Genomic DNA, 13059 nt, shown 5'->3' on the forward strand with positions numbered 1-13059 from the left:
GCCGCGCGGGCGCTCGCTAGCGGTAGCGGTCGGTGAGGATCTGCTGCGCGGTGACGCCGCCACGCGTGGCGCGCTGCGTGCGCTGCCAGGGTGTGAGCCGCGCGGGGCGGTCGCGCGGGCGGTCGACCGACACACCCGCGGTGAACATGACGCCGAGGGTGCCCGCAATCGCGGCGAGTTCGTCTTCGGTCGGGTTGCCGCGCGGCAGTCGCGCGTCGCCCGGCGTGAGCGAGTCGGTGAGGTCGATATCCGGAATCCGGACCTTTGGTTGCTTCGACATTAGAGCGGAATGTTCCCGTGCTTCTTCGGTGGCAGCGACGCGCGCTTCGAGCGCAGCGACCGCAGCGCCTTCGTCAGCGTGACGCGGGTCGACGCCGGTTCGATGATCGAGTCGAGCTCGCCACGCTCGGCCGCGAGGTACGGCGTCGCCACCGAGTACGTGTACTCGTCGGCGAGCTTTTTGCCCAGCGCGGCGGCGTCCTCACCCGCCTCCTCGGCGGCCTTGATGTCGCGGCGGTAGAGGATGTTCACGGCGCCCTGGCCGCCCATCACGGCGATCTCGGCGGTCGGCCACGCGAAGTTGAGGTCGGCGCCGATCTGCTTCGAACCCATGACGATGTATGCGCCGCCGTAGGCCTTGCGCAGAATCACGGTGACGAGCGGCACGGTCGCCTCGGCGTATGCGTAGAGCAGCTTCGCGCCGCGGCGAATAACGCCCGACCACTCCTCTTCGGTGCCGGGCAGGTAGCCGGGCACGTCGACGAGGGTGACGATGGGGATCGAGAACGAGTCGCACATCCGCAGGAAGCGCGCCGCCTTCTCGCCCGCGGCGATGTTCAACGTGCCGGCCATCTGGTTCGGCTGGTTCGCGATGATGCCGATCGGCGAGCCCTCAAGGCGGGCGAAACCGACGATGACGTTCGGCGCATAGAGCTCCTGCACCTGCAGAAACTCGCCGTCGTCGACGACCGACTCGATCACCGAGAGCATGTCATACGGCTGGTTCGGCGAGTCGGGCACGATCGTGTTGAGCTGGCGGTCGGCGTCGGTGACCTCGAGGGTCGAGACAGCGTCGTAGGTCGGCAGCTCGGCGAGGTTGTTGTCGGGCAGGTAGCTGAGCAGGTTGCGCGCGTAGTCGAGCGCATCGTCTTCGTCCGACGCGAGGTAGTGCGAGACGCCCGACACCTTGTTGTGGGCGAGCGCGCCGCCGAGCTCCTCCATGCCGACGTCCTCGCCCGTGACAGTCTTGATGACGTCGGGGCCGGTGACGAACATGTGCGAGGTCTTGTCGACCATGATCACGAAGTCGGTGAGTGCGGGCGAGTACACGGCGCCACCGGCCGCGGGGCCCATGACGATCGAGATCTGCGGGATCACGCCCGACGCGCGCGTGTTGAGACGGAAGATCTCGCCGTACTTACCGAGCGCGATCACGCCCTCCTGGATGCGCGCCCCGCCCGAGTCGAGGATGCCGATGATCGGCACGCCGGTCTTCAGCGCGTGCTCCATGATCTTCACGATCTTCTGCCCGGCGACCTCGCCGAGCGAGCCGCCGAACACCGTGAAGTTCTGCGAGTAGACGGCGACGTTGCGGCCGTGGATCGTGCCGGTGCCGATCACGACGGAGTCGCCGAACGGCCGGCTCTTGTCCATGCCGAACGCGGTGGTGCGATGGCGCACGTACTCGTCGAGCTCGACGAACGAGCCCGGGTCGAGCAGCGCAAGGATGCGTTCGCGGGCGGTGTTCTTGCCCTTGGCATGCTGCTTCTCGGCGGCACGAGCTTCGGCGTCGGTGACGGCCTCGGCGTGGCGGTGCTTCAGGTCTCGGATGCGGCCTGCGGTCGAGAGGTCGACCTCGGGCTCGCTCGCGGCGGGCTTGTCATTCATCCTGCCCACCCTATACGCGCCGGGGTCCCAATCTGTGGATGAAACCTCGTATACATCGCGGAAGATTCTTGACGAATGCCACAAAGCGCGGCAGGGTGCTCCATGATCACGCACGGATGCAGCCCGATCTCGGCCGATGCGGCCAATAATGGGAGCACTATGACTGCTGCCAGGGGACCCAAGATCGAATGGCTCGACACCGTCGACTCAACGAATGACGCCGTTCGCCGCCGCTTCGCTGACGAGGAGCAGTTCGCGCAGTTCCAGACCCTCGCGACCACGAACCAGACAGCGGGCCGCGGCCGGCTCGACCGCGAGTGGATCGAAACCCCGGATGCGTCGCTCGCCATCTCGACATATCTCGAGTTCTCGGCGGATGCGGCGCGCACGTCGATTGGTTGGGTCACCCTTGCCGCTGGCCTCGCGCTTCGGGCTACCCTCGCCGAGCTGGCGGGCCCCCACCAGGCGAGTCGCCTGCAGCTGAAGTGGCCGAACGACGTGCTCATCGAGGGCCGCAAGACCGCGGGCATCCTCGGCGAAATCCTCGGTGTGATCGCGGGCGGCGAGCGCTTCGCCTGCGTCGTCGGCACCGGCATCAACCTGCGCGACCCGCAGGCACTCACGACGCCGATCCCGATCGTCGCGCCGCCGGCGGCCGCGGGTGCCGCCTTCGCCGCGGCCCAGGTGTCGGAGGCGTTCGCGAACGCCGACGCGCTCGCGAACGCGACGTCGATCGCCGACCTCGGCCTCCACGTGCCACACGAAGACCTGACGGTCCGGTACGTCGGCGAGCTCGCCTCGCGCATCGACGCCCTCATCGCGCACAACGGCGACGCCGAGGCCTCAGGGCTCGCGGCCGAGCTGCGAGACAACCTCACGACCCTCGGCCGCCGCGTACGCGTCAGCCGTCTCGAAGACACCGACCTCGTCGGCACCGCGAGCGGGGTCGCCTCGACGGGCGAACTCCTCGTCACCGACGACGCCGGCACCGAGCACGCCGTGCGCGTCGGCGACGTGCAGCACCTACGCCTCGACGACGGGTCGCTCGCGTGAGCAGCCCCTTCGCACCCGGAGGCGGGCACCCGCAGCACGCTGGCCCGCCGCAGGCCGCCGACCAACCGCAATCGAGCGACGCCGCGTATCCGCCCCGCCACGCGCAGCCGGCGCACCAGGCGCAGCCTCCGCGCGGCGTCGCCGAGGTGACCATTGCGCGCATCCGGCAGCACGCGAATCGCATCGTGATCCCGAGCCTCGTGATCATCGTGTGCGCCGCGTTCATTGGCTACGCGTTTCGCGAGCTGCGCGAGTCGGGCCCGTGGCTGTGGTGGGGCATCATCGCGGCCGTCGCGCTGGTGCTGCTCGGCTTCGTGCCGATCATTCTCTGGCTGCGCACCCGCTACACCATCACCACCTATCGCACCTCGACCCGCAAGGGCCAACCGCACAACACCACCCACGAGCTACCGCATCATGTCGTTTCGAGCGTCGAGATGCGCCGCAACGCCTGGCAGGCGATTTTCGGCAGCGGCACGATCACGTTGCTCTCGGTATCTGGACTGCGGATGCAACTGCGCGACGTGCCGAACGCGGTCACCGTGACCCAGGCGTTGCGTGAGCTGACGGGAAACCCCGAGCGGTAGGGTCAAACCACTGCAATAACTAGGAGGCCTACATGAGCATGGATGTATTTGAACGACGCGAATCTGAGGTCCGCGGGTACATCCGCGCATTCCCAGCCGTGTTCACCTCGGCGAAGGGGTCGCGACTCATCGCTGAAGACGGCACCGAGTACATTGACTTCTTTGCCGGTGCCGGAACGCTCAACTACGGGCACAACAACGACAACTTCAAGCAGGCGCTGCTCGACTACATCGAGCGGGACGGCATCGTGCACGGCCTCGACATGGCCACGAGCGCGAAGCGCGAGTTCCTCGAGGCGTTCGAGCAGCACATCCTTACGCCCCGCGGACTCGACTACCGCGTGCAGTTCACGGGCCCGACCGGCGCCAACACCGTCGAGGCGGCGCTGAAGCTCGCGCGCATGGCGACGGGCCGCAGCAACATCATCGCCTTCACGAACGCGTTCCACGGCGTCTCGCTCGGCGCGGTTGCGGCCACGGCGGGCTCGGGCTTCCGCAAGGCCGCCGGCGTCAACCTCGGCAACGTCACCCGGATGCCCTACGACGGCTACCTCGGCGCCGACTTCGACACGCTCGACCTGCTCGAGAAGATGCTCGACGACGCATCGGGCGGCGTTGACGCCCCTGCCGCCGTGATCGTCGAGACGGTGCAGGGCGAGGGCGGCATCAACGTCGCCTCGCGCGAGTGGCTGCAGCACCTGCGCAAGCTCACTGCCGACCGCGACATTCTGCTCATCGTCGACGACATCCAGGTCGGCGTCGGCCGCACCGGCCAGTTCTTCAGCTGGGAAGACTCGGGAATCGTGCCCGACCTCGTCACGCTCTCGAAGTCGATCGGTGGTTACGGCCTGCCGATGGCCCTGCTGCTCATTCGCCCCGATCTCGACATCTGGAAGCCGGGTCAGCACTCGGGCACTTTCCGCGGCCTCAACCTCTCGTTCGTCGCCGCTCGCCGCGCGATCGAGACGTACTGGACCAACGACGAGTTCGAGCGCGGCATTGCCGAGCGCAGCGAGCTGCTGCGCGAGGAGCTCGAGAAGCTCGCCGCCGAGCATCCCGCCCTCGAGCTCGAGGTGCGCGGCCGCGGCCTCGTCTACGGCGTCGAGTCGAAGGCCGACCGCACGTGGGCCGGCCGCATGAGCAAGGAAGCCTTCAAGAACGGCGTCATCATCGAGTGCGCCGGCTCGGACGATCAGGTGCTCAAGTTCCTGCCGCCGCTCGTCATCGAGCTCGACGAGCTGCGCGCCGGCGTGGATGTGCTCGCGCGCTCGGCCCGGAACCTCGCCGCCGTCGCGAGCTAGTTAGTCCGCCGGTCGCGCGGCCGCTAGGCGGTCGCGCGGCTGGGGGAGTAAACCCACCAGCGGTAGAGCACGAAGCGGAAAACCGAGCCGAGGCCGATACCGACCAGCTTTGAAATGTTGTCGGCGATCGGGCTCGTCCAGCCCATGCCGTAGTGGGTGAACCACAGCGGCAGCAGGCCGATGAGCATGCCGGCGAGGCTGACGGCGAAGAACTCGATCGCCTCGCGCGAGGTTGAGGTGTGGTGGCGTTCCTTGCGGAACGTCCAGAAGCGGTTGCCGGCCCAGTTGAAGATGATCGCGACGAGCGTCGCGATGATGTTCGCGGCCATCGGGCCCCACGTGACCTCGGAGGGCGACAGCACTGTCGCGCGCAGCCAGTTGAACACGCCCATGTCGACGACGACGCCGAGGCCGCCGATGAGCCCGAACTTCATGAGCTGCTTGAAGAGGTGGCCCCACCAGTCGCGGGTGCCGCGGCGGGGGTGATTGCCGGGGTGGGTTCGCGCGTCGGCCTCTTCAGCAGCAATGATCGCGATCGCACCCGATTGGGGGTGCCTGGTGTCGCGCCACGACGGATCGTGGTGGGGATGCTGCTGTTCAGTCAATGCGTGTCCGATGGGTCGGGTGCAGGGAAAGTCCTCGCGGGCCGTCGACCATTCTCGCATGAGAGACCCCTGCGCACGCTGATCTGGCGGTTGTGGATGCCACAATGGAGAGGATGTCGGCGGCCAGCGTGCACGTCATACAACGAGCGGAGGATTTTCATGCCAGTGCCAATCGTGGGTGTTATCGGCGGCGGCCAGCTCGCCCGAATGATGGTGCCGCAGGCGCTCGAACTTGGCATTGAGATCCGCGTGCTCGCCGAGACAGAGGGCTCGTCGGCACGCCTCGCGGCGACCGAGGTCGGCGACTACCGCGACCTCGAGACGGTGCGCGAGTTCGCCCGCGGGGTCGACGTCGTCACCTTCGACCACGAGCACGTGCCGCAGGACGTCCTCCGGGCGCTCGTCGACGACGGCGTCGCCGTGCATCCCGGGCCCCACGCCCTCGAGTTCGCGCAGGACAAGCTCGCGATGCGTCGCCGCCTCACCGAACTCGGCGCGCCGGTGCCCGAGTGGGCCGAGGTACGCACCGAGGCCGAGCTTGACGCATTCATCGCCGCGCACGACGGCGAGGCGGTGCTGAAGACGCCCCGCGGCGGCTACGACGGCCACGGCGTGCGCATCGTGCGCGCCGGCAGCGAGGGCGCCGACTGGTTCGGCGACTTCGAGGCGCTCCTCGTTGAGGAGCTCGTCGACTTCCGCCGCGAGCTCGCGCAGCTTGTCGCGCGCCGACCCTCCGGTGAGATCGTGGCCTGGCCGCTCGTCGAGTCGGTGCAACAGAACGGCGTGTGCAAGGAGGTGCTCGCCCCGGCGCCTTCCGCCTCCCCACGCGAGCGCGAGGTGACGCGCGCGATCGCCGAGCAGATCGCATCCGGCCTCGACGTGACCGGTGTGCTCGCGGTCGAGCTGTTTGAAACCACCGACGATCGCGTGCTCATCAACGAGCTCGCGATGCGCCCGCACAACACGGGGCACTGGACGATCGACGGCGCTCGCACGAGCCAGTTCGAGCAGCACCTGCGCGCCGTGCTCGACCTGCCGCTTGGCGACGCGAGCGCCCGCGAGGCCGCGAGCGTCATGATCAACATTCTCGGCGGCCCGCAGCACGAAGCGATCACCGATCGCTTCGCCGCCGTGATGGCCCGCCACCCCGAGGCGAAGTTGCACACCTACGGCAAGTCGGCGCGCCCCGGCCGCAAGGTGGGCCACGTGACCGTGACCGGTGGCAACCTCGACGAGGTCGCCTACGCCGCGCGATCCGCGGCCGCGACGTTCGACGATGAGGAGATCGCGGAATGACCACGGACGCGACGCCCCGCGTGGGCATCATCATGGGCTCAGACTCCGACTGGCGAGTCATGCACGAGGCCCGCGACATCCTCGCTGAGTTCGGGGTCGCCTGCGAGGTCGAGGTCGTCTCGGCCCACCGTACGCCCGACAAGCTGGTCGACTACGCCCGGCAGGCGCGCTCGCGCGGCCTCGAGGTGATTATCGCGGGCGCCGGCGGCGCGGCGCACCTGCCCGGCATGGTCGCCTCGATGACCACGCTGCCGGTGGTCGGTGTGCCCGTGCCGCTCAAGTATCTCGACGGGATGGACTCGCTGCTGTCGATCGTGCAGATGCCCGCGGGCATCCCGGTCGCGACCGTGTCGATCGGCGGCGCGAAGAACGCGGGAATTCTCGCCGCGCGCATCCTCGGTTCGCACGACGCGGCAGTGGCCGATCGGCTGCAGGAGTACGCGGACGGGCTCACCGCGATGGTCGATGAGAAGAACGCGGCGCTCAAGGCGCAGCTCTAGCGTTCGGCTTGGCCGACGGTTTTTCGCGAGCGCGCCGGGTATATTCCCTCGGGGCGTGATTGCGGTGTTCCGTCAGCCGCGCCCCTTCGCGTCCGCGACCTAGGCCTTTCATTTATGCACTCATCCTTCGCCCGCCCGCTGCGTCAGCCCGACGTGTCCTCACCCGAGTTCATGACTCGGCGAGCCTGGTGGCTACTCGTCGCCAACCTGCTCGTGCCGGGTGCTGGCCCGCTGCTTGCCGGCAACCGCCGATTCGGGCGCGCGGGGCTGCGGCTCTGGCTGCTGTGGGTGTACGTGCTCATCGCAGTGCTCGTGCTTTGGTTCGTGCTCCGCAGTGCGCTGTTCTTCCCGCTGACCACGTCTTGGGGGCTGCGGCTGCTCGCGTGGGTGTTCCTCGGCTACGGCCTCTGGATGGCCGTGACGATGGTCGAGACGATGCGGCAAGCGAGGCTCATTCGCGTGGATGCGCTCGCTCGCGGCCTGGTGCTCGTGGTCGCGCTGATCGCGACAGTGATTCCGGTGTTCGTTGGCGGTTTCATCGCGACGCAGATCGGCGTCGTGCGGAACACCGTCGACAACATCTTCGGCGGCGGCAGCGCGGGGCTAAAGCTGCCCGCCGACGGCCGCATCAACGTCATGCTGCTCGGCGGTGACGCGGGCGCGGACCGCGAGGGCGTGCGCCCCGACTCGATCAGCGTCATGAGCTTCGACGCGTTCACTGGCCAGGTTACGACGATCGGTCTGCCGCGTACGCTCACCGATTTTGGCTTCGTCGACGGCCCGATGCACGACATGTATCCCGATGGCTACACGGGCTGCAACGTCGACGTCTGCTACCTCAACTCGGTCTACACCGAGGTGACGGTGTGGAACTACGACATGTACCAGGATGCGGCCGACCACGGCTCCGAGCCGGCCATCGAGGCGACGAAGGACGCGGTCGAGTGGATCACCGGCCTCGACATTCAGTACCACGTGATGATCAACATGCAGGGGTTTGCCGACCTCGTGGATGCGATGGGTGGCGTCGAGATCGACGTCAAGGAGCGCATCGCGATGGGCATCAACGACGATGGCTCACCCGGCTGGACGCCGCCGACGGCGTACATCGAGCCTGGCCTGCAGACGCTGAACGGCGATCACGCCCTCTGGTACGCCCGCTCGCGCTACGAAACCACCGACTACGCCCGCATGGAGCGGCAGCGCGAGCTGCAGGACGCGATCATCGCGCAGCTGCCCGGCGCCATGGTGCAGCACTCGAGCGCAATCATGAACTCCCTCGACGAGGTCGTGACAACTGACATCCCGAAGGGGCAGATCGGCATCATCGCCGACCTCGCGCTGAAGTCGCGCGGCCGCGACGACAACATCCGCCTCGACCTCGCGCCGCCGCTGTTCCAGATCGAGGACGTCGTGCCCGATTACGAGTACGGCCACACCCTCATCGAGGACGCCCTGGCGGGCAACGACCCGAACGCGACGCAGTAGCGCGCGCATCCGGTCCCTGAGCTTGTCGAAGGGCCGACCCGTGCACGTGGCCGGGCCCACGACACAAAGTGATGGCAAGTTACAACGGATTCTCGATATCCGTTGTAACTTGCCATCACTTTGTTGAGCGTCTTACTCCCCGCTGGCTGCCACCTCGGGCCACGTCCGCTCACGGAGGCCATGGCCTCCCGCGTACGCAACAAATTCCGGCTCGGACCAGCCCGCGAGAAGTGAGTCGTCGACCTTCCAAATCTCAACGCCGATAGGATGGCAGACCTCGACGGGGTCATGGGCTTCGTCGCCCCACATTGGTACTGACAGATCGCCGCCTGGGCAGGTCGATAGTGCCATCAGCACATCCTGCTCGGCAAACATTTCGAAGTAGTCCCCGACCTTGGCCGGGCACGTCTTCATGAAGTACTGGTCCTGGTCGTTCAGCCCGGTGCACTGAAAGACATTCAGCACATCGTGGACGTCAAACTCAGTGAGCCCGAATGGACGAACCGCCCGCGTCAGGTTGGAGTGGCAGTGGTAGTCGAAATCTTCACCGGTGAGCATCCGATTGACGTACGGGTCGCACCGCGTACCGAGAGTGTCATGCACTCGGCCGCCTTCGTTGTCGACGCCGTAATCCTCGAGGGTGTCTGCGGTGATCGTGACGAGCGGGCGGAGATAGGGAAGCGTCGACCAAAGTCGGTCGAACGTCGTCACGTGCGCGGCCTGCAACTGTCGGGTGCGCGCTGCCCAGAATCGTTCGCGGGGGTTGTGTCGATTCCAGATGTTGAGGTCGCCGACCTGGCCGCCCTCAACTGTCACAAGACGACAGACGTGTCCCGCGGGCACTTCCCAAGCAACGCCGCTTCGAATCGGGATTTCGAAGGATCCGACGTGGGTTCGCGAGTCAGTTTCAGTCGCAATCGCTCCGTAGAACTCCTTGTCGACTTCGAGTGCCGGGCCCTTGTACGCCGCTTCAGTAAGCGCAGCTGTGCGCTGCTGTTCTTCCAATGTCATGCTCCTATGTACTGATCAATGGGAAAAATTGGTCATGCAGATTCGCGCTCAGCTGCGCGAATCGCATCAACCACGCTGGTTTCTGAGTCGACGAGGTATCGCTCGAGTTCGGTGATTGCTTCTGCGCGGTTACCGGAAAGAATGAGATTCGCGATTTCCCGATCGCGGGGTATCCACCGGGCCTGGAACTTGGCCTCGTTATTCATGACAGCGAATGCGAGTCGCAACTGGGCTGCAATCTTCTCGAAGAATGCGTCAAGCGTTGCTGAGCTGGCCAATCTCACGATCGCCTGATGGAAATTGAGGCTTGCAGTGCCCACACCTGACCAGGCGCCTGCGGCGAGGACAGCTTCGGCGTGCTCCGTCACTTTCTCTAACGCAACGAAGTGTTCGTCAGGTGCGTTCGCGCTCTGGCGAACAGCGCCGATTTCGATAACGCGGCGTGCTTGGTAGAGGTTTCGGACGTCATTGGGGCTCAACGAGCGCACCATGTAGCCAAGGTTGCGAGTCCAGGTGGCGAGTTCATCCGCCACGAGAAGTCGCAAGGCCTCCCGCGCCGTATTGCGCGAAACCTTCTGCTCCACGGCAACGGTCGCGTCGATCAAACGAGTTCCAGGCTTCAGTTCGCCTCGCAGGATTTGCAACCGGAGGGCGCCGAAAACTGCATCGGAGGCCGACTGGCGGCGCCCACCCTTACCGGGTGCATCGGTTGCAGTGGTGGATCTGGTCACGGTGATGAGCGTAACAAGGAAATATCTACTGTTGAACAGTGAAAGTGCTCTACTTCGCCGTATTTATCAGCGAGTGCGGGTCCTTGCTCGTTCTTTTCGCTCTCCGTTGACAGAACTGTTCAACAGTTCTACGCTCCGAGAATGGAAGCGCGCAGAAAACATCGACTCCTGGGCGGCATCGCGGCCGTCTTCATCCTTGTCCTCACGCTCGTGGCGCCGTTTGGCCTCCGCGGCGAGCAATCGGCCGCGGCCTCGGCAGACAAAGGGCCGCTGAGGATCGGGTCAGACCTAACCTATCCGCCGTATGCCTACTTCGAAGGCAGCACCCCCGCTGGCTTCGACCCTGAATTCATGACTGAGATTGCAAGCAAACTCGGCCGCGAGCCGGAATTCATTGACACCCGGTTCGAGCAACTCATTACGAGCCTGCAGTCCGACCACTTCGATGTGGTGGCCTCCGCGCTCTACATCACGGAAGAACGGGCCAAGTCGGTCACCTTCATTCCCTACTTCATGACCGGAAACTCGATCGTCACGCAGACGTCCTCGTCGCCGCTTCAGTCAGCCGCGGATCTCTGTGGCCTCACCGTCGCGGTCATCAAGGGTGGGGAAGTGGCGACCCAGCTCCGCGGCGAGGCCAGCGACGCTTGTGCCGAAGCGGGCGAAGGTGCTGTCGATGTGCGCGACTTCACCACCGACTCTGAAGGGGCACAGGCGCTGATGTCGGGGCAGGTGGACGCTCAGGTCAGCGACGCGGCTGTCGCCAAGACGGCAGTGGACACGTCGAACGGTCGCCTCGTCATTACGAGCAATGACCTGCTTTGGCCGGTGCCGGTTGGCATTGCGGTAAGCAAGTCAAACACTCAGCTGGCGGAACAGCTGCGTGGTGCCCTCGACCAGATGCGCGCCGACGGTAGCTACCAGGCGCTCCTGGACAAGTACAACCTGCAGGAGCCTGATGAGGCTGCCGTGCGTGAGGCACTCGGTTCGGAGTCGGATTCGACCGGCACCGGTGGTTTCGCGTTTGACTGGGGCTACACGTTCGCGCAATTCGGCAATTCGCAGTTCTGGCTGGCGTCGCTCGTTGTGATCGCGCTGTCGGTGCTCGCGTGGGTCATTTCGACGGTGCTCGGTATGTTTGTCGCCCTTGGCCGGCAGTCAAAGCAGGCGTGGCTGCGCGGAATACTCAACGTGTACGTCTGGTTCTTCCGGTCATTGCCGCTACTGGTGCTGCTGATCTTCGTCTACAACGCACCGCAGGTTATCCCTGAACTTCGCGGAATCATTGGCTCTCCCTTCGCGGCCGGCCTCTTGGCAATGGTGCTGTCGGAAACTGCCTATATCTCTGAGATCCACCGCGGCGGCCTCAAGTCAGTTGCTGGCGGCCAGGGTGAAGCGGGGCGGGCGCTCGGTATTCCGTGGGGCGGCGTTCAGCGGCGGATCGTCATCCCACAGGCGTTCCGCGTTGCGCTGCCGGCGTTGGGTAACGAGTTCGTCACCATCATCAAACTGACGTCGCTGGTGTCCGCGATCTCGCTCACGGAGATCCTGCTGGTGGGTCAGCGCCTCTACACCCAGAACTTCAAGGTGCTCGAGACGCTGCTCGTGGTAGCGATCTTCTATGTGATGATCGTCACCATTTTCGACCAGCTCCTGAAGCTGCTCGAGCGCCGCTTGGACGTGAATCGCAGGTCTGCAACGGCGAAGGTAACGCTGTCGACTGGAGTGGTTGACGTGGTTGCCCCAATCAATGGTCGTGTCGGGGTCCCTCACGTGGGCGAGCCAGTGATCCAAGTCCAGGAGCTCCGCAAGTCCTACGGCGACACGGAGGTCATTAAGGGTGTCGACCTTGACGTGCACCGCGGAGAAGTTGTGGCCATCATCGGTCCGTCCGGCTCGGGTAAGACGACACTGATTCGAACCCTCAATGCCATGGAAACCATCAATGGTGGCGACGTTCTCTTCCATGGTGAGCCAGTCGGGTATCACAAGACCACCGATGGCAAGTACAGTGTCGCGGTGGACCGCGATGTTGCGAAGGTGCGCGCCAAGGTGGGAATGGTGTTCCAACAGTTCAACCTATTCCCGCACAAGACTGTGCTCGAGAACGTCATCTTTGCGCCGGAGTATCTCAACCGGGATGACAAGCGGCGACTCGAAGACCGTGCGCACCAGTTACTCGCAAAGGTTGGGATGGATGACCATGCGAATAAGTACCCGCATCAGCTTTCGGGTGGCCAGCAACAGCGAGTCGCGATCGCGCGCGCATTGGCTATGGACCCGGAGGTGCTGCTCTTCGACGAGCCGACAAGCGCGCTCGACCCTGAGTTGGTCGACGAGGTGCTGCAGGTCATGACTGAGCTGGCGGCCGAGGGCCTCACGATGGTTGTGGTCACGCACGAGATGAGGTTCGCGCACGAGGTTGCGGACTGGGTTGTACTGATGGATCAGGGGCAGGTCGTCGAAGAAGGGCCGTCCGACAAGGTCTTCACGAACCCCGACCACCAACGTACGAAGCGGTTCCTCAGCAAGTTCGAGAGCTAGGGCACCTGTCGACAAAGTGACGGCAAGTTACATCGGATTCTCGAAATCCGCAGTAA

General features: G+C 65.3%; 12 protein-coding genes. 7 read left to right on the plus strand and 5 right to left on the minus strand.

The genetic code is table 11. The features are described from left to right. Positions 1–16 precede the first annotated feature (16 nt). Together EJL01_RS07205 and EJL01_RS07210 are read right to left on the minus strand one after the other, a co-directional pair. The gene (locus tag EJL01_RS07205) at positions 17–280 is read right to left on the minus strand and encodes an acyl-CoA carboxylase epsilon subunit (RefSeq protein WP_125106888.1); all 264 of its coding nucleotides are present in this window, start codon (positions 278–280) and stop codon (positions 17–19) included. After that, a complete protein-coding gene (locus tag EJL01_RS07210) occupies positions 280–1887 on the minus strand; it encodes an acyl-CoA carboxylase subunit beta (protein ID WP_125106889.1) in 1608 nt (535 codons plus the stop codon). Before EJL01_RS07210 ends, EJL01_RS07205 begins: the two co-directional genes overlap by 1 nt. A gap of 159 nt (positions 1888–2046) precedes the next feature. Here EJL01_RS07210 and EJL01_RS07215 point away from each other — a divergent pair, with 159 nt between their 5' ends. From EJL01_RS07215 to ectB, 3 genes are read left to right on the plus strand one after another with little or no spacing between them, the layout of a single operon-like run. Next, positions 2047–2940, plus strand: a complete 894-nt coding sequence (locus EJL01_RS07215; RefSeq protein ID WP_164509745.1) for a biotin--[acetyl-CoA-carboxylase] ligase — start codon at positions 2047–2049, stop codon at positions 2938–2940. Next, positions 2937–3527 carry a PH domain-containing protein gene (locus tag EJL01_RS07220; protein WP_125106891.1) on the plus strand — a complete coding sequence of 197 codons (591 nt, stop codon included), beginning with the start codon at positions 2937–2939 and terminating at the stop codon, positions 3525–3527. Before EJL01_RS07215 ends, EJL01_RS07220 begins: the two co-directional genes overlap by 4 nt. 32 nt (positions 3528–3559) lie before the next feature. Further along, positions 3560–4828, plus strand: coding sequence for a diaminobutyrate--2-oxoglutarate transaminase (gene ectB / locus EJL01_RS07225; protein WP_125106892.1), 1269 nt, complete (start codon positions 3560–3562; stop codon positions 4826–4828). Between the two features lie 23 nt (positions 4829–4851). Here ectB and EJL01_RS07230 read toward each other — a convergent pair whose 3' ends face one another. Then, positions 4852–5433: a GtrA family protein gene (locus EJL01_RS07230; RefSeq protein WP_235988147.1), complete on the minus strand. Its 582-nt coding sequence runs from the start codon at positions 5431–5433 to the stop codon at positions 4852–4854. Positions 5434–5592: 159 nt separating this feature from the next. Between EJL01_RS07230 and EJL01_RS07235 the strand changes: the two genes are divergently transcribed. The 3 genes from EJL01_RS07235 (at position 5593) to EJL01_RS07245 (ending at position 8717) form a co-directional block, all read left to right on the plus strand. Then, complete coding sequence (locus EJL01_RS07235) at positions 5593–6729, plus strand: 5-(carboxyamino)imidazole ribonucleotide synthase (RefSeq protein WP_125106893.1); 1137 nt, start codon at positions 5593–5595, stop codon at positions 6727–6729. Further along, a complete protein-coding gene (gene purE / locus EJL01_RS07240) occupies positions 6726–7229 on the plus strand; it encodes a 5-(carboxyamino)imidazole ribonucleotide mutase (protein WP_125106894.1) in 504 nt (167 codons plus the stop codon). The genes EJL01_RS07235 and purE overlap by 4 nt, the downstream gene beginning before the upstream one ends. Positions 7230–7343: 114 nt before the next feature. Then, a complete protein-coding gene (locus tag EJL01_RS07245; protein ID WP_125106895.1) occupies positions 7344–8717 on the plus strand; it encodes an LCP family protein in 1374 nt (457 codons plus the stop codon). Between the two features lie 132 nt (positions 8718–8849). Here EJL01_RS07245 and EJL01_RS07250 read toward each other — a convergent pair whose 3' ends face one another. Further along, positions 8850–9722: an urea carboxylase-associated family protein gene (locus tag EJL01_RS07250; protein ID WP_235988149.1), complete on the minus strand. Its 873-nt coding sequence runs from the start codon at positions 9720–9722 to the stop codon at positions 8850–8852. Positions 9723–9760: 38 nt separating this feature from the next. After that, positions 9761–10459 (minus strand): GntR family transcriptional regulator, encoded by a 699-nt coding sequence (locus tag EJL01_RS07255; RefSeq protein ID WP_125106897.1) that lies wholly within the window; start codon positions 10457–10459, stop codon positions 9761–9763. Between the two features lie 141 nt (positions 10460–10600). Here EJL01_RS07255 and EJL01_RS13355 point away from each other — a divergent pair, with 141 nt between their 5' ends. Continuing rightward, a complete protein-coding gene (locus EJL01_RS13355) occupies positions 10601–13003 on the plus strand; it encodes an ABC transporter permease subunit (RefSeq protein ID WP_125106898.1) in 2403 nt (800 codons plus the stop codon). The last annotated feature ends 56 nt before the right edge of the window (positions 13004–13059 follow it).

The sequence above is a fragment of the Gulosibacter massiliensis genome (assembly GCF_900626105.1).
GTDB lineage: Bacteria > Actinomycetota > Actinomycetes > Actinomycetales > Microbacteriaceae > Gulosibacter > Gulosibacter sediminis.